Origin of the sequence: Providencia sp. PROV076 (assembly GCF_028483405.1) — a bacterium.
Taxonomy (GTDB): Bacteria; Pseudomonadota; Gammaproteobacteria; order Enterobacterales; family Enterobacteriaceae; genus Providencia; species Providencia huaxiensis.
The window spans coordinates 89,556-107,223 of the sequence record NZ_JAMPRR010000001.1; the positions used below are offsets into that span (position 1 = coordinate 89,556).

Genomic DNA, 17,668 nt, shown 5'->3' on the forward strand with positions numbered 1-17,668 from the left:
TTTCTTACATTATACTGGCGCAAAGTGGTTGGCTAAGTTAGTCTTTGAGCGTTTGCTGGCGATGCCAATGATGACGGAACCCCATATTTAATGATGAAAAAAAGCTATCCAACACTACTCGCCACCATGGTATGGGCGGCAATTTATAGTCAGCAAGCGCATGCTGACCTTGCACAGCAGTGTATGCTGGGTGTCCCTGTTTACACAAAACCGATTGTAAAAGGTGACCCTAACGACCTGCCGATTCACATTACCGCTGAAGATGTCCGTGGTGAATACCCTAATTTTGTTGAATATGAAGGTAATGTCGATATTCAACAAGGGAACCAAACATTAACCGCTGATAATGTGAAGCTCACCCAAACAGAAACAGCGGGTGAACTCCCTGTGCGCGAAGTCACGGCAACCGGAAATGTTCACTACGATGACCCACAAATTATCTTAAAAGGCCCTTCTGCGTGGTCTAACTTAGATAATAAAAACACGGATGTGAATGATGGTAACTACATGATGGTAGGCCGTCAGGGGCGTGGTGACGCGAAAAAAATGAAAATGCGTGGTGAAAACCGTTATTCAATTATGGAAAACGGCACGTTCACGACCTGTTTACCCGGCAATAATAGCTGGAGCGTTGCAGGCTCTGAAGTGATAATCGACCGCGAAGAAGAAGTCGCTGAAATTTGGCATGCACGTTTTAAAGTCGGTGACGTACCTATTTTCTATAGCCCATATATGCAATTACCAATTGGTAATAAACGTCGTTCCGGTTTCTTAATTCCGACTGGGAGTTATTCAAGTAACGATGGGCTAGAGTTTTCATTACCCTATTATTGGAATATTGCGCCAAACTACGATGCCACGATTACACCTCAATTTATGACCCACCGTGGTGTAAAATTAAATAATGAATTCCGTTACCTCATTGCTCCTGGTACAGGGACCGTGGCCTTTGATTTTCTAAATCATGACCGAGCTTATATCAAAGACAAAGAACGTGGTAAGCGTGAAGATCGTGATAGCGATGACCGCTGGTTATTCTACTGGCGCCATTCTGGGACTTATGCAGGGCACTGGAATTTTAGCTCTGACTATACCAAAGTGAGCGACCCTAGCTATTTTACTGACTTTAGTTCCCAGTACGGTAACACCACCGATGGCTACGCCACGCAAAAATTCAGTGCAGGTTATTCAGATACAAACTGGAATGCGAAAGTCACTCACAAACAATTCCAAATTTTTGCGGATAACCCCAACAAGCGTGCTTATAAAGCAGAGCCACAGGTGGACTTCAATTATTATAAAAATAATTTAGGTGCCTTTGATGTGCATACATACGCACAAGCGGCTCGCTTTACGAGTGTGGGGAAAAATAACCCAGATGCAACTCGCTTACACATTGAGCCTGAAGTGAACCTGCCATTATCTAATGGCTGGGCAAATATGAATAACAGTATCAAACTGTATGCGACTCATTACGACCAAGATATCCCTCGCTCAAATACGGATAAAAGCTTAGAAAAAAATGTGACGCGCGTTCTGCCTATGTTTAAAAGCGATGCAAAAGTTGTCTTCGAACGAGACCTTTTCCAAGGCAGCGATTTCGTTCAAACATTAGAACCACGTGTCCAATATTTGTATATTCCGTATAAAGATCAAGACAATATCAATAACTTTGACTCTTCATTATTGCAGTCAGACTATAGCGGTTTATTCCGTGACCGAATTTACAGTGGCCTTGACCGTATCGCCTCTGCAAACCAGTTCACCACAGGTGTTACAACACGTGTTTATGACGATGCTTTAGCGGAACGCTTTAACTTCTCCGTGGGTCAAATTTATTACTTTGAACGCCCACGTGCAGGTGATTCAAATCGTCCAATTGATGATAAAAGCAACACGGGCTCATTATTGTGGGCCACTGACTCTATGTGGCGAATTGATGATAACTGGGGCTTACGGGGTGGTTTACAATATGACCGCCGCCTCGGTAATGTCACCATGGGGAATGCGGTTGCAGAATACCGTTTAGATGCCGATCGTTTAGTTCAGTTGAACTACCGTTTCGTTGACCGCGATTATATTCAAGCAACCTTCCGTCGCGAAGATACGGCAAACGGAGGCTATACCTATACGCTGCCTGAATACCAACGTGGTATTTCACAAGTGGGTACTGTCGTGAGTTGGCCATTAAGCGAACGTTGGGGCTTTGTAGGGTCATATTATTATGATACTAAACAGCAGCAACCTGCTAGCCAACTGGTTGGTTTGCAATACAATACTTGTTGCTGGGCAGTCAATCTTGGTTATGAACGTAAGATAGTTGGTTGGCAAAAAGAGAAGTTCAGCAGTGAATATGACAATAAATGGTCAATCAATGTGGAACTTAGAGGCCTAAATAACAATCATAGTTTAGGTAGCCAGAAAATGTTAGAAAGTGGCATTATGCCTTATCAACGCGCTTTCTGATAAAAATAACATAAATTTGCTCTAATAATTCGAGGGCTGTTGGGAGCATACATAAGTATGTGACTAGTGCGAATGAGCGCAGTCAACAACACTGCAACTTGAAGTATGACGAGTAAAAAGAGATTAGCCCGCTTTTGCGGAATCAAAGTCAATATTTATAGGACCATTATGAAGAATTGGAGAACGCTTATTCTGGGACTGATGTTCGCAAGCTCCACTGCTTTGGCTGCGCCTCAGCAAATGGATAAAGTCGCTGCGGTCGTCAATAACGGTGTTGTACTGGAAAGTGACGTCCAGAATATGATCAACACGGTAAAACTGAATGCTCAGAACGCACGTCAACAGGTGCCTGATGATCAAACTCTGCGTCATCAGATCCTTGAGCGTCTCGTTATGGATAACATCATTTTGCAAATGGCTAGCCAAATGCAAATCAATATTCCAGATGAAGCCGTAGATGCAACTATTACTGATATCGCTCGTCAAAACGGTTTAACATTGCAGCAAATGCAACAGCGTTTAACCGCAGATGGCATCAATATGAATCAATATCGTAGCGAAATTCGTAAAGAGATGCTGATTGCTGAAGTGCGTAACAATGAAGTTCGCCGCCGTGTTACCATTTTACCTCAAGAAGTTGATTCGCTTGCTGAACAAATGAGCTCACAAGCAAATTACGAAATGGGCGTTAACCTAAGTCATATCTTGATCCCATTAGCCGAAAATCCAACACAAGAACAGCTAAAAACCGCTGAAGCGTTAGTAAATAAAATTTTAGATGAACTGAAAAAAGGTGGAGATTTTGGTAAATTAGCTATCGCTTATTCCGCAGATCCCCAAGCGCTGAAAGGCGGTAATATGGGTTGGTCACGCCTGCAAGAATTACCAGTTGTCTTTGCTGAACAACTGAAAAATGCGAAAAAAGGCGATATTGCTGGCCCAATTCGCTCCGGTGTCGGCTACCACATTTTACGTGTTAACGATGTCAGTGGTGGCAGCCAACCTATTTCTGTCACAGAAGTGAAAGCGCGCCACATCTTGATTAAGTCATCTCCAATTATGGATGATGCACAAGCAAGACAAAAACTAACTCAAATTGCTCAGGAAATTCGTTCAGGCAAAATCTCATTTGAAGATGCTGCAAAAGAAAATTCTGAAGACCCGGGTAGTGCGTTAAAAGGCGGTGAATTAGGTTGGAATATGCCTGACGTCTATGACCCAGCTTTCCGTGATGCGTTAATGAGATTGAATAAAGGCGAATTAAGCCAACCTGTTCAATCAAATTTTGGTTGGCACTTAATTCAGTTAGAAGACACACGCAACGTTGATAAAACAGACGCGGCACAAAAAGATCAAGCATACCGTTTGCTGTTTAATCGTAAATTTAACGAAGAAGCGCAGAGCTGGATGCAAGAACAACGTGCTTCCGCTTACGTAAAAATGGTTGATGGTCGTGACAGCCAATCTACAGATGAAAAATCAAATTAAGCCTATTGTCATCACTCCCGGTGAACCTGCCGGGATTGGCCCAGACTTACTTATTCAGCTCGCTCAACAGCAATGGCCTGTTGAGCTGGTTGCCTGCGCCGATCCTGACTTATTACGCCAGCGTGCCAAAGCACTCAATTTGCCTCTGACATTAATTGAATATTCCCCCAATTCAATTACTGAAGTACAGCCTGCAGGCCACTTATCCGTTCTACCAGTTCAGTTGGCAACGGTGGCAAAAGCAGGTGAACTCAACGTTGATAATGGCCAATATGTTGTGGAGAGCTTAGCAAAAGCTTGTGACGGCTGTTTAAATGGTGAATTTTCAGCGCTTGTAACAGGTCCCGTACATAAAGGGATTATTAATGATGCAGGCATGTCATTCAGTGGCCACACAGAATTCTTTGCACAACGAAGTGGCTGTGAACGCGTTGTTATGATGCTAGCTACCGAAGAACTGCGTGTTGCATTAGCCACAACGCATCTACCACTCAAAGACGTGTCGGCCGCCATCACTCAACAGAGCCTGCATGAAGTCATCACGATTTTACACCATGATTTACAAACAAAATTTGGTATTGAAAAACCAGCCATCTATGTCTGTGGTTTAAATCCGCATGCAGGGGAAGGTGGCCATATGGGTACCGAAGAAATTGATACGATAGAGCCTGCACTTGAAAGCCTACGAGCAAAAGGGATTAATTTGATTGGGCCGTTACCTGCCGATACCTTATTTCAAGCTAAGTATTTAGACCATGCAGACGCAGTGTTAGCTATGTATCACGATCAGGGCCTTCCTGTGTTAAAATACCAAGGTTTTGGCAGAGCAGTAAATATCACTCTCGGCCTGCCTTTTATCCGTACCTCTGTCGACCATGGCACAGCCCTTGAACTCGCAGGTACGGGTCATGCTGATGCGGGAAGTTTTATCACCGCATTAAAGTTAGCTATCCAAATGACATCTAAGAATACATGAATAATCGAGTCCATCAGGGGCATTTTGCCCGCAAACGCTTCGGGCAGAACTTTTTAACTGACCAATTTATTATCGACAGCATCGTGGATGCCATGAACCCGCTGCCGGGTCAGTCCATTGTAGAAATTGGTCCCGGCTTAGGTGCCTTAACCGAGCCTGTCGGTAGCCGAATCGATAAAATGACTGTCGTTGAACTTGACCGTGACCTTGCAGCACGTTTACACGTTCACCCTCAGCTAAAAGATAAATTAACTATCATTCAGCAAGATGCAATGACAGTGGATTTTGGTGAATTAGCCAAACAAGCAGGTCAACCCCTGCGAGTTTTTGGTAACTTACCTTACAACATCTCCACACCGCTAATGTTTCACTTATTCACATTCACCAATTCTATTTCTGACATGAACTTCATGTTACAAAAAGAAGTGGTGAATCGCCTAGTTGCAGGCCCAGGCAGCAAGGCCTTTGGTCGCTTGAGTGTTATGGCGCAATATTATTGCAACGTGGTGCCGGTATTGGAAGTACCACCGACTGCATTTACACCTGCACCAAAAGTAGATTCTGCCATTGTTAGGCTGATCCCTCATCGCGAAAATCCATATCCGGTAAAAGATATTAAATTTTTAAGTCGTATTACCACACAAGCTTTCAACCAACGCCGTAAAACGATCCGTAACAGTTTAGGGGATTTATTCAGTGTTGAAGAGCTAACTGAACTGGGTATTGATTTAAGCACCCGAGCGGAAAATATTTCTGTTGAACAATACTGTAAAATGGCAAACTATCTCTCTAACCGTTCAGAATAGTCTGTTGAAGGAGGCACTATGCTTAATGAGCCAAATGTAAGCATCCAAGTTCAGAGTGTCTATATAGAAAGCCAATCTCAACCCGATATTGCGAGATATGTGTTTGCTTACACAATCTGCATTCGTAATTTAGGACGAGAGCCTATCCAACTAATGAGCCGTTATTGGCTCATTACTAACAGTGATGGCCATAAGACCGAAGTTCAAGGTGAAGGCGTCGTGGGTGAACAACCTCTTATTCCACCAGGAAAAGAATACCGTTATACCAGTGGCGCAATCCTTGAAACACCAATGGGTACGATGGAAGGTTATTATGTGATGATAAGCACACAAGGGGACAGTTTCCACGTTGATATCCCAGCTTTTCGTCTTGCTATCCCAACACTGATTAATTAATTATGTCGACATATTTAGTAGGTGATATTCACGGTTGTTATCGTGAGCTCCGTGACTTGATGGAAAGTGTCCATTTTGACCCAACCAAAGACACATTGTGGTTAACAGGCGATCTCATTGCCCGTGGAACTGAATCACTGCAAGTTTTACGCTATGTAAAAAGCCTTGGTTCTGCCGTGCGTTTAGTGCTTGGTAACCATGATCTCCATCTATTAGGGATTTACTGTAAAATCAGTCGTAATAAGCCCAAAGATCACCTCGATGAGTTATTACATGCACCTGATCTTGACGAACTGATCAATTGGTTACGTCGTCAGCCTTTATTACAAATTGATGAAGAAAAAAAGATCTTGATGACTCATGCAGGTATAACACCACAATGGGATATCGAAACGGCACGCATGTGTGCAAGGGAAGTTGAAGCGGTGCTATCTAGTGATGCCTATCCATTATTTATCGACTCCATGTATGGCGACATGCCAAACAATTGGTCTGAAAGCTTAATGGGGCTAGCTCGTTTGCGTTTTAGTACTAATGCGTTAACACGTTTGCGCTACTGTTTTCCGAACGGGCAGTTAGATATGATTTGTAAGGAAAACCCTAAAAAGGCCCCTGCTCCGCTAAAACCTTGGTTTGATCTACAAAGTAAAATTCCTGATGACTATTCAGTGTTTTTTGGCCACTGGGCATCGCTCGAAGGAAAATGCACCCCTGATAACGTTTATGCTTTAGATACAGGATGCTGCTGGGGAGGCGATTTAACGCTATTCCATTGGGAAACCAAGCAATATCACCGACAAAAGTCATATCAAAAAAGCCGCAAAGAATAATTTTTTGTATGATTAACCGCAAGTTATAAAAAAAATGGCGCCATTAAGCGCCATTTTTGTATTCAAACCCAAAATTATGCTCTTTTGGTTAGGATCTCAAAACAATAACCATGGGTATTGTTTTCGTCAGCTTCATGGTATTCCGTAAAAATAGAATCCCATTCATCAGGCTCATAAGCTGGAAAATGGGTATCACCGATAACTTCGGCATCTACGTGCGTCAAGTAAAGCTTGTTCGCGAGTGGCAGGAACTGCTGGTAAATTTTACCACCACCAATGACCATAACTTCATCATTACCTTCAACGGCTTGTGCCGCAGCCAACGCTTCTTCAATTGACGTTACCCAAATAACATCAGAATCAGTACCAGGTGCACTGCTTAATACAATATTCACACGTTGTGGTAATGGGCGCCCAATTGATTCATAGGTAACACGGCCCATAATAACCGGTTTATTTAACGTATTTCGTTTGAACCACGCGAGATCCCCCGGCAAATTCCAAGGCATCGCTTTTTCCATGCCGATAACCTGATCGATCGCCATTGCTGCGATTAAGCTAATATTCATCTATTCACCTTAGAAACAAGATATAAAAATTGAGCACACTATACGGAAAGAGAATTGTTTCGTCGACTAAATTTAAGCTTCCTTAAACAGCTTTGAATCACTTATACTCGAATTGATAAACTTACGACGAAAAATAACATTTAAAAACAAAATGAACCCTCTGATATCAGCCTAAATGTAAGTATTTAGCAGGTCATTTTTATTTGCCAACATTGAACGGGAAAAGAGATTATAACATGTACGAAACGAGTATTATGGTTGCTACCATCGCTGCACTCGGTATGCTCTCTCCAGGGCCTGATTTCTTTTTGATTGTCAAAAATGCTGCGCGCTATCAACGCTCTGCTGCATTGATGAGCGCGTGTGGTGTGATAGTTGCTATTGCACTGCATATGTCCTACTGCGTTGCAGGCCTAGCCGTTTTGATTACCACCACGCCTTGGCTATTTAATATTTTAAAATATGCAGGTGCGGCCTATTTGGTTTGGATCGGTATTAAAAGTTTACTCCCACAATCAAGCCATTTAGTTGACTTAGCAACGGGTAAACATGAAATAGTTTCGTTTAAAAAAGCCTTTATGCAAGGTTTTCTCTGTAATGTATTAAATCCCAAAGCCACTCTGTTCTTTTTAGCGGTCTTTACCCAAGTGCTAGACATTAATTCTACTGTTGGTGAGAAGCTGTGGTTTGCCTTTATTATTTGGGGTTTAGCCGTTATCTATTGGCCTATTTTAGTTTTCTTAATCCAAAGCGCTCCTGTAAGAAAAGGCCTAGCAAAAGTGCAAAAATATGTTGATAAGGTTCTCGGGGTGGTATTAATCGCTTTCGGTATTCGAGTCGCGCTGAGTTAGCCTTATTCTCTCTCATCAAAAAAGCAGGCTAAACGCCTGCTTTTTGAATATTCAATGTTGTTATAATGCCCATTATTGCATGGTGTCTTGCGGTGCAACCACCATTTGCCCTGCCGAGCCTAAATCCGCCTTCTCTAAATTATGGCTATAGAATAAGAATGGGAAATGGTTATAGGACGGTTGCATCATTTGTACTAATAATTCAACTCTACTATCAACCCATACCGTATCTTTCCAACCATAATCTTCTGCTAGTGTTGGCTTGCCATTGCGATTTAGTACCTTAAAGCGCACACCTTCAATATGAAACGCTTGTGGTTCATTTGTCGTCACAGCCCAACGCTCCCAATTACCTTGGCGACTTGAAAAATCAACCCTGTTTGTATCAATGGTCGCATTATTAATACCAAAACCATCATTAAGGTGAATATTGCGTTGTGTAATACTGGATGTGACCTGTGTTTTATCTTCAACTAACTGCGTTGGTAAGCCATCTGTTACTAATGACATCAAACCTGTCGCTTTGATAGTTAGTACATTAGTTGAAATTAAATTATTCGATGGCTCGAACAACCCTTTTAAACGATCCATAAAGGTAGCTGACTCACCCGCAGTAATCGTTAATTCCTGCGTTTTCGCCATATCAATCAAGACTTCTCGCCGTTCACCGGGCGCTAATGGTAGTTCTTGAACACTCACAGGGACGGTTAGCAAACCTTGGTCAGATGCAATTAACGAGAATGGGCGACCATCACTGATTTTCATCACATAATGACGGGAGTTCGACGCATTTAATAACCGTAAACGAACCCACCCTCGAGAAACCTCAACATAAGGATCTTGCACGCCGTTAACCAGTAATGTATCGCCTAAAAAGCCATTTTCATCTGCTTTATATTCTGGAACACCAAAATTATCTAAACGCTTATCTTGAATAATGATAGGAAAATCATCAACACCATAGTGTTTCGGTAAGCGCAAATTTTTCGTCACGTCATCTTCAATGATCCACATACCCAATAAACCATTGTAGACTTGTTCACCCATTTTTCCTTGGGTATTGGCATGATACCAAAGCGTTGCCGCATTTTGGCGAATTGGGATCACCGGAGACCAATCTGCATTAGGTGAGATTAACCTTGCAGCGCCGCCAATTTGTGTACCGGGTATTTGCAACCCACTGATTGTCATTGAAACCGCTTCAGGTAAGCGATTACTATAGATAAGCTTAATATCATCGCCATTTTTTACTTTGACAGTCGGCCCAGGAGAAGAACCATTAACCCCCCAAATATCGGCTGAATATTTTCCATCAAAAGACCAATGAATTTTTTGTAAAGTTAAAAATAATGGCTGTCCCGACCGTGATTCTAATAACGGTGGCACAGGTAAAGCTGTCGCCCCTTCTGCACTTGCATAAATAGGCGCATAGGACATACATAGAGCCATCCCTGCCGCTATCAGGGTTTGGCATCGATTGAATGACATAAATTCTCCGCTAAACAAAATTCCAGCGCATTTTATTATTTAATATTATAAATTTTCAGCCAATGAGATGGCTAATTTCAGTTTGGCGCTAGTAATATAACTACTTAGATGCAACAATTTAAGGCCATAATAATTTGTGAGCCATGATATCGCGAAAAAAGGTTAAATTCTAAAAATATCTAGCAAATGTGTAAAAATATAATTAATAAGATTATAAATAGTAGGGGTAAGTAATTAAAAAAGGAAATAAGACAGGTAGGAAACAATAAAGTCAATTTATGCTATGTTAAATCTAAAAAAATAGGCAATATTCACATATTGCCCATTATTAAAGTAAATTCAATCGATTAGGCTATTTACCTTGTTTTGCCATCTCTTCAACCTCAAGATCGAGCGCTTTAATTTTTGCTTCCATTAAAGCATGACAATACTCAGATAATTCCCTAACTTGCTCACGGCTATAAAGCGATGTATCGATAGGGTCTAGCATTTCAATAATAACGGTACCGTTATTCCAACGGTTTAGCTTAATTTTACCTTGTGTGCTCGAAACGCAAACAGGCACAATCGGTACCCCTGCGGCGATCGCGGCATGAAATGCACCCGTTTTAAATGGCAGTAAACCACGGCCACGACTGCGAGTCCCTTCAGGGAACATCCATACCGAAATTTTACGTTTTTTAATCTGGTCAGCAACTTGCGTAATTGTGTTATGGGCTTTAGAGCGATTAGCGCGGTCGATTAAAATATTACCCGTGATCCAATACAAAAAGCCAAAAAAAGGTATATAAACCAAGCTTTTTTTACCCACAGTCACCGTTCTTGGTAACACCCCATTTGACATGGTCACCATGTCGTAATTGTTTTGGTGATTACCAATATAAATACTCGGGCCATAGCTCTTCGCTTTCTCAGGTACGCGATTTATGACGTTAATCCCAAAAACGACTGATAACCGCCCGAACATGTGACCAAATGTCATTACGTGTTTTGGGTTGCGTGGGCTAAATAGGCAGTAAATCCCGCCCCCTACACACACCGCAATCGTATAAATAATAACAATGATCGCTCTAATAAGCGCTAACATACTAACCCCAAATTGTAAGAAGCTTTTCAGCCCCATGATGAATATTATCTACTTATAAACCTTTTGAAGTTCATACTAAAAAAGGTTTATAAGGTTTGTTCTTTGTTAATTATTTAGACTCTACTGGCTCAATATCAATACGCTCAATATTGTGCATTCCGCGCGGTAACGACGTCCCTTTACGACCTCGTTCTGAGCGGTATTTTTGCAAGTCTTCTGCTTTAAACTTCAGCTTCCGCTTACCAAAATGCAAGGTCATTGATGCCCCCACAGGCAAAATCATCAACCAAGTCAATAAATCATCGCCAGTTGCCGCTTGCGCACCGGCAATATTGATAATTTTATTCCCTTTACCTTTCGAAAGCTGAGGTAGATCTGCCACAGGGAATATTAACATACGCCCTGCTTTGGTAATTGCCAACAGCAGATCTTCTTGCTCATTATGCAACTCAATTGGCGCCAATACTTTTGCATTTTCAGGTAAAGAAATTAAGGCTTTACCTGTTTTATTTTTAGTGACTAAATCATTGAAGGTACAAATAAAACCGTAACCTGCATCCGAAGCCATTAAATATTTTTGTTCGTCAGGCGCCATTAACACATGTTCAATGGTTGCGCTAGGTGGCAAGGTTAACTTACCGGTTAAAGGCTCACCCTGACTGCGTGCAGATGGCAACTCCAGCGGGTCAACAGAATAACTGCGCCCTGTGGTATCAAGGAACACGGCTGCTTGATTTGACTTGCCTCGCGCTGCCCCTTTAAAGCCATCTCCCGCTTTATAGTTCAGGTTAGTCGGCTCGATATCATGCCCTTTAGCACTACGCACCCACCCCATATCAGAAAGCACAACGGTAATCGGTTCTGATGGTAAAATCTCATGTTCGCTCATGGCTTTCGCTTCTTCGCGTTCATGCAATGGGGAGCGACGGTCATCACCGTAATCTTTGGCGTCGGCTTGAATCTCTTTTTTAATCAACGTATTTAAACGTCTTTCAGACCCAAGGATCGCTTGTAATTCATCACGCTCTTTGGCTAATTCATCTTGCTCGCCACGAATTTTCATTTCTTCAAGCTTGGCTAAATGGCGTAATTTTAGCTCTAAAATAGCTTCAGCTTGGGTATCACTGATACTAAAACGTGACATTAAAACCGCTTTCGGTTCATCTTCTGTACGAATAATTTCAATGACTTCATCAATATTCAGGTAGGCGATTAATAAACCATCTAAAATATGTAAGCGTCTTAATACTTTTTCTAACCGATGATTTAAGCGGTTACGCACAGTTTGGCGACGGTAAGCAATCCACTCATTTAAGATCTCAACGAGCCCTTTCACCGCAGGTCGGTTATCTAAACCAATCATATTAAGGTTAACGCGGTAACTACGCTCTAAATCCGTTGTCGCAAATAAGTGTGTCATGACCTGTTCAAGATCAACGCGATTACTACGTGGAACTATCACTAAACGTGTTGGGTTTTCGTGGTTTGATTCATCACGTAAATCTTCAACCATCGGCAATTTTTTTGCACGCATTTGGCTGGCAATTTGTTCCAGTACTTTTGCACCTGAAACTTGATGAGGTAATGCCGTGATCACCGCATTACCATCTTCTTTTTCCCACACCGCACGCATTCGTACAGAACCGCGTCCATTTTGATAAATCTTACGGATATCATCACGGGAAGAAATAATTTCTGCTTCCGTTGGGAAATCAGGTCCCGGCACAAATGCCATGATGTCATCAAGATTTAGCGTAGGTTTATCCAACAAGGCAACCAACGCTTGAGCCACTTCTCGGGCGTTATGTGGTGGAATATCTGTCGCCATCCCAACGGCAATACCTGTTGTACCGTTTAACAGAATATTCGGCAAACGCGCAGGCAACATTTTTGGCTCGTTTAGCGTACCATCAAAGTTTGGTACCCAATCGACGGTGCCATGACCAAGTTCGCTGAGTAAAACTTCAGCGTATTTGGATAGTCGTGATTCGGTATAACGCATTGCTGCGAATGATTTAGGGTCATCGGGTGCCCCCCAGTTTCCCTGCCCATCCACCAGCGGATAGCGGTAAGAAAATGGCTGTGCCATCAATACCATCGCTTCATAACAAGCGATATCACCGTGTGGATGGTATTTACCTAACACATCACCCACAGTTCTGGCTGATTTTTTATATTTCGCAGTGTTGCTTAAGCCAAGTTCTGACATTGCATACACAATACGGCGCTGAACAGGTTTAAGCCCATCGCCAATAAATGGTAATGCCCTATCCATGATGACGTACATCGAATAGTTCAGATAGGCATTTTCAGTGAAGGCGTGTAGCGGTAAACGCTCTACACCATCATGAGTAATTTCACTCATTCAATTCGTTCCTTTCTCATCGCAATTCGGATATTAGACATCAATTTCAGCCATATCGCCTTTCTCTTGCAGCCAATTACGGCGGTCTTCCGAGCGTTTTTTCGCCAGAAGCATGTCCATCACAGCAAGAGTTTGTTGGTAGTTTTCATCATCGATAATTAGCTGTACAAGACGACGAGTATTTGGATCTAATGTGGTTTCACGTAATTGCAGTGGGTTCATTTCCCCCAGCCCTTTAAATCGCTGAACATTGGGTTTACCTCGCTTGCGGCTAAGGCGGTCAAGCACAGCATTTTTTTCGCTTTCATCAAGGGCGTAAAACGTTTCTTTGCCTAAATCGATGCGGTATAGCGGTGGCATTGCCATATAGACATGCCCTGCTTTAACCAGTGTTGGGAAATGACGGACAAATAGCGCACATAGCAATGTAGCAATGTGTAAGCCATCGGAGTCCGCATCCGCAAGTATGCAAATTTTCCCATAGCGTAATTGGCTAAGGTCTTCGCTATCAGGGTCTATTCCAATAGCCACAGAGATATCATGCACCTCTTGGGAAGCTAAAACCTCATCGGAAGACACTTCCCATGTATTGAGGATTTTACCGCGCAACGGCATGATAGCTTGATATTCACGGTCACGCGCTTGTTTTGCAGACCCGCCAGCGGAGTCCCCTTCAACAAGAAACAGCTCCGTCATACTTAGATCTTGCGAGCTACAATCGGCCAATTTACCCGGCAATGCAGGTCCACTGGTGAGTTTTTTACGCACCACTTTTTTCGCTGCACGCATTCGACGTTGTGCGCTAGAAATGGCCATTTCTGCAAGCTGTTCAGCCACTTGCACGTTTTGATTAAGCCATAAACTGAAGGCATCTTTTACCACGCCCGAAACAAATGCGGCACATTGACGAGAAGATAGGCGCTCTTTGGTTTGCCCGGCAAATTGTGGATCTTGCATTTTAACAGAAAGCACATAGGTACAGCGCTCCCAAATATCATCCGCTGAGAGCTTAACACCGCGAGGCAATATATTGCGGAACTCGCAAAACTCACGCATAGCATCAAGCAACCCTTGGCGAAGCCCATTAACATGGGTTCCACCTTGTGCTGTAGGGATAAGGTTAACGTAGCTTTCCGTAAGTAATTCACCACCTTCAGGCAACCAAAGCAGTGCCCATTGAGCGGCTTCCGTTTCCCCAGAAAATTCACCTGTAAACGGTTTTGGTGGCAACGCCTCAAGGCCGTCAATTGACTCCATGAGGTAATCGGTCAACCCATCACTGTAACACCAACTTTGTTCTGTATTGTTGAGCTTATCCTTAAACGTGATTTTCACGCCAGGGCATAAAACAGCTTTGGCTTTTAAGTTATGAGTTAAACGTGTTACTGAAAATCTTGGGCTATCAAAATAGCTGCCATCCGGCCAAAAATGCACGCTAGTCCCTGTGTTACGTTTGCCACAAGTCCCTATGACATGTAAATCTTCCACCTTATCGCCGTTCTCAAAGGCAATTTGATACACTTGGCTATCACGACGAACAGTAACTTCAATACGTTTTGATAACGCATTGACGACAGAAATCCCGACACCATGCAAACCACCTGAGAATTGGTAGTTTTTATTGGAGAATTTTCCCCCTGCATGTAATTGCCCCAAAATCAGTTCAACCGCTGACACTTTCATTTCAGGGTGGATATCGACAGGCATACCGCGCCCATCATCGATGACTTCAAGGGATTGATCGTCATGTAAAATAACCTCGATGTGGCTCGCGTGCCCCGCAAGCGCTTCATCGACGCTATTATCAATTACTTCTTGAGCCAAATGGTTCGGTCGACTGGTGTCGGTATACATCCCCGGACGACGGCGAACAGGCTCTAAACCACTGAGGACTTCAATGGCCTCTGCGTTATAACTAGATTGAGTCATGTTGTCATTCTGCGGTAATAGGTGATTAATTGAACTATTCAATCAGTGAGTTACTGTTGATAATAACAGTGTTCATACGTTTTGACACTATTTCTCTGCCAATTGTAGGAAATCAACAATTTGAGAAAAGTAAGATTCAAAACCAATAAAGGCATGATTACCGTCAGGTTCCACAGTTTGTTTGCACTTTGAAAGATAGGCAACAGCCTCTCGATAATCAAGTACTTCATCGCCCATTTGTTGTAACAACCAAATAAGATGAGGGGAAGTTAATCTTTCAATGTATAAAGATTTTAGCTCATGGATATGCTTTTCTTCCAACACATATTGTGCATGAGTATATGGGTTTGTATTGTCGCCTAAGTAATCTTGCAGTAAATCAAAAGGACGCACTGCGGGGTTTACGACGACAGCAGGAAGCTGATAACGTTCTGAAAACCAAAGCGAAAAATAACCACCGAGTGAAGAGCCGACTAGCCCCATTTTTTCATGCTGATGCTGTTGGATAATATCATCCAACATGGCTTGAGCTTGCTGAGGGTAATTTGGCAATTGCGGTACAAGCATATTAATATGCGGATAATTCGCATCAATCCATTGCTTTAAATTATTAGCTTTAGCGGATTGAGGTGAACTATTAAAACCATGAATATAAAGTAAAGTAGACATAAGCGAATTAATAACCGTCAGAGTCAAGATCAGGGCTAAACTCCCTTGTATCTAAACGGTGAACGCGAGTTGTAATATGCCTTTGGTTTTGTTCATTAATACTTAATTCTAAATATCGCCAACCTGGCGCGACGGTGTCTAGCGCAAAATTAGTACAGTGAGGCTTAAACTGCACACAGGTAGAAGGCGTTGCTAACAACCGAATACCGTGCCAATTTTCATCCATTTCTTGATGAATATGGCCACATAGCATCGCTTTAACATTTGAATAGTTTTTTAAGTAGTCAGCTAAAATATGTGAGTTTCTCAAGCTGTGCTGATCAAGCCAAGTACAACCCGAAGCTAGAGGGTGGTGATGCAGCATAATCAATGTAGTACGCTCAGGTTCAGCATCTAAGCTGGCTTTCATCCATTCCAATTGTTGTTCAGAAAGCTCGCCATGAGGTACATCTTGAAGTTGGCTATCAAGCATCAAGATTTGCCATTCATCGCCAATCAAAATTTGTTTAGCACTTGAAATCCCAGCGACTCGGAGTGTTTCTACCATCGCAGGCGGGTAGTCATGATTACCAGGAAGCCATACACAAGGAGCAGGGATACGCGCAATGCCATCCGCAAAATGCTGATAAGCTTGTGGTGATTGGTCTTGAACTAAATCCCCTGTCGCAACAATTAAGTCAATTGGGAGATTTTCCTCAGTGATAGCATCAAGTACCGCCTGATAGCTTTTGTAAGTATTTACCCCTAAAAGCGTATTTTCTGTATTAGCGAAAAGATGCGTATCAGTAACCTGTAAAATTCTCACAATTTTAGAGTTCTTTGCAGTCACTTCAAGCTGGCTGTCCAAAAGTATTCCTTTTCCTTAAATATTATTTAGTACCTAATCTATTCATTACAACTATATAAAAGCTAAACACACTTACAACTATCTTAAAACTTTACTTTCTAACTTTCTGCTAATCAGCACACACTTCACCAGATTAATCGGTATTTAAAACGATTTCATCCACTTTTCATGTAGTTTTTGATAGTGAAGTTGTAACCATTGAATCGCTATCACGGTTGCCGCATTATCAATTGTGCCATCTTCAACCCATTGATAAGCTTGTTCTCGGCTAACCACATGTACACGAATATCTTCATTTTCTGACGCGAGACCATGCACACCTTCCGCTTGGCTGCTATCGGCTTCACCGATAAATACATGCATGCGCTCAGTTGTCCCGCCAGGGCTAGAAAGATAACTTAGCGCTTTTTCAGTGCGGCCAATAATCAGCCCGGCTTCCTCAATGGCTTCACGGCGAATAACTTCTTCGGGTGATTCGTTCTGCTCTATCATTCCCGCAATGGCTTCGAGTAACCAAGGTGTTTCACTCGTTTCGATTGCAGGTAACCTAATTTGTTCAATCAAAACAACACTATCAGCTTTCGGGTCATAGGGTAAAACTACGCCTGCATGGCCCCGCTCAAAAACTTCACGGCGAATTTCTTTACTCCATCCGCCCGCGAAGAGGCGATGACGAAATTGATATTCAACCATTTGAAAAAAACCATTAAATAATTTACGCTTGGATATAATTTCAACATCATTTTTGCCGTATTTAATTGGCTGCTCTATTTGTTTTGTCATTTCATTCTCCAAACTCAATTATTCCATCTTAAGGAAATAATTGTGGATTAAAACAGTTTTTGAGGTTTTTTAACCTTAGATGAGGTAATGTTTAATAAATTGAGACAAAATGGCACAA

The 17,668-nt window shown here is 42.3% G+C and carries 15 protein-coding genes; 7 read left to right on the forward strand and 8 right to left on the reverse strand.

The annotated features are described in order from the left end of the window. Positions 1-93: 93 nt before the first annotated feature. The 6 genes from lptD to apaH all read left to right on the forward strand — a co-directional run bounded on the left by lptD (position 94) and on the right by apaH (position 6,962). A complete protein-coding gene (lptD, locus tag PSF67_RS00395) occupies positions 94-2,466 on the forward strand; it encodes an LPS assembly protein LptD (RefSeq protein WP_195698833.1) in 2,373 nt (790 codons plus the stop codon). Between the two features lie 168 nt (positions 2,467-2,634). Next, on the forward strand, positions 2,635-3,954 hold the full coding sequence (gene surA, locus PSF67_RS00400; RefSeq protein ID WP_166264427.1) for a peptidylprolyl isomerase SurA: 1,320 nt from the start codon (positions 2,635-2,637) through the stop codon (positions 3,952-3,954). Beyond that, entirely contained in the window at positions 3,938-4,930 is a 993-nt protein-coding gene (pdxA, locus tag PSF67_RS00405) for a 4-hydroxythreonine-4-phosphate dehydrogenase PdxA (protein ID WP_102137821.1), read from the forward strand. The genes surA and pdxA overlap by 17 nt, the downstream gene beginning before the upstream one ends. After that, entirely contained in the window at positions 4,927-5,736 is an 810-nt protein-coding gene (rsmA, locus tag PSF67_RS00410) for a 16S rRNA (adenine(1518)-N(6)/adenine(1519)-N(6))-dimethyltransferase RsmA (RefSeq protein WP_004257672.1), read from the forward strand. The genes pdxA and rsmA overlap by 4 nt, the downstream gene beginning before the upstream one ends. Before the next feature lie 18 nt (positions 5,737-5,754). After that, entirely contained in the window at positions 5,755-6,132 is a 378-nt protein-coding gene (gene apaG, locus PSF67_RS00415) for a Co2+/Mg2+ efflux protein ApaG (RefSeq protein ID WP_004257676.1), read from the forward strand. A 2-nt stretch (positions 6,133-6,134) separates the two neighbouring features. Next, the gene (apaH, locus tag PSF67_RS00420; protein ID WP_195697677.1) at positions 6,135-6,962 is read left to right on the forward strand and encodes a bis(5'-nucleosyl)-tetraphosphatase (symmetrical) ApaH; all 828 of its coding nucleotides are present in this window, start codon (positions 6,135-6,137) and stop codon (positions 6,960-6,962) included. A gap of 74 nt (positions 6,963-7,036) precedes the next feature. Here the strand turns inward: apaH and folA are convergent, their stop codons facing one another. After that, entirely contained in the window at positions 7,037-7,531 is a 495-nt protein-coding gene (gene folA / locus PSF67_RS00425) for a type 3 dihydrofolate reductase (protein ID WP_125890327.1), read from the reverse strand. Between the two features lie 236 nt (positions 7,532-7,767). Between folA and PSF67_RS00430 the strand changes: the two genes are divergently transcribed. Further along, complete coding sequence (locus PSF67_RS00430; protein ID WP_272676336.1) at positions 7,768-8,382, forward strand: LysE family transporter; 615 nt, start codon at positions 7,768-7,770, stop codon at positions 8,380-8,382. Between the two features lie 72 nt (positions 8,383-8,454). Here PSF67_RS00430 and ftsP read toward each other — a convergent pair whose 3' ends face one another. The 7 genes from ftsP to nudF form a co-directional block, all read right to left on the reverse strand. After that, positions 8,455-9,870, reverse strand: a complete 1,416-nt coding sequence (gene ftsP / locus PSF67_RS00435) for a cell division protein FtsP (protein ID WP_272676338.1) — start codon at positions 9,868-9,870, stop codon at positions 8,455-8,457. Positions 9,871-10,222: 352 nt separating this feature from the next. Beyond that, positions 10,223-10,957 (reverse strand): 1-acylglycerol-3-phosphate O-acyltransferase, encoded by a 735-nt coding sequence (locus PSF67_RS00440; protein WP_206275822.1) that lies wholly within the window; start codon positions 10,955-10,957, stop codon positions 10,223-10,225. Positions 10,958-11,066: 109 nt separating this feature from the next. Beyond that, positions 11,067-13,322, reverse strand: a complete 2,256-nt coding sequence (gene parC, locus PSF67_RS00445; protein WP_272676340.1) for a DNA topoisomerase IV subunit A — start codon at positions 13,320-13,322, stop codon at positions 11,067-11,069. Positions 13,323-13,355: 33 nt separating this feature from the next. Then, the gene (parE, locus tag PSF67_RS00450) at positions 13,356-15,251 is read right to left on the reverse strand and encodes a DNA topoisomerase IV subunit B (protein WP_102137828.1); all 1,896 of its coding nucleotides are present in this window, start codon (positions 15,249-15,251) and stop codon (positions 13,356-13,358) included. A gap of 87 nt (positions 15,252-15,338) precedes the next feature. Then, on the reverse strand, positions 15,339-15,920 hold the full coding sequence (yqiA, locus tag PSF67_RS00455) for an esterase YqiA (protein ID WP_166264419.1): 582 nt from the start codon (positions 15,918-15,920) through the stop codon (positions 15,339-15,341). 7 nt (positions 15,921-15,927) lie between these two features. Next, positions 15,928-16,767, reverse strand: coding sequence for a 3',5'-cyclic-AMP phosphodiesterase (gene cpdA, locus PSF67_RS00460; RefSeq protein ID WP_102137830.1), 840 nt, complete (start codon positions 16,765-16,767; stop codon positions 15,928-15,930). Positions 16,768-16,911: 144 nt separating this feature from the next. Beyond that, positions 16,912-17,550, reverse strand: a complete 639-nt coding sequence (gene nudF, locus PSF67_RS00465) for an ADP-ribose diphosphatase (RefSeq protein ID WP_166264417.1) — start codon at positions 17,548-17,550, stop codon at positions 16,912-16,914. Positions 17,551-17,668 lie beyond the last annotated feature (118 nt).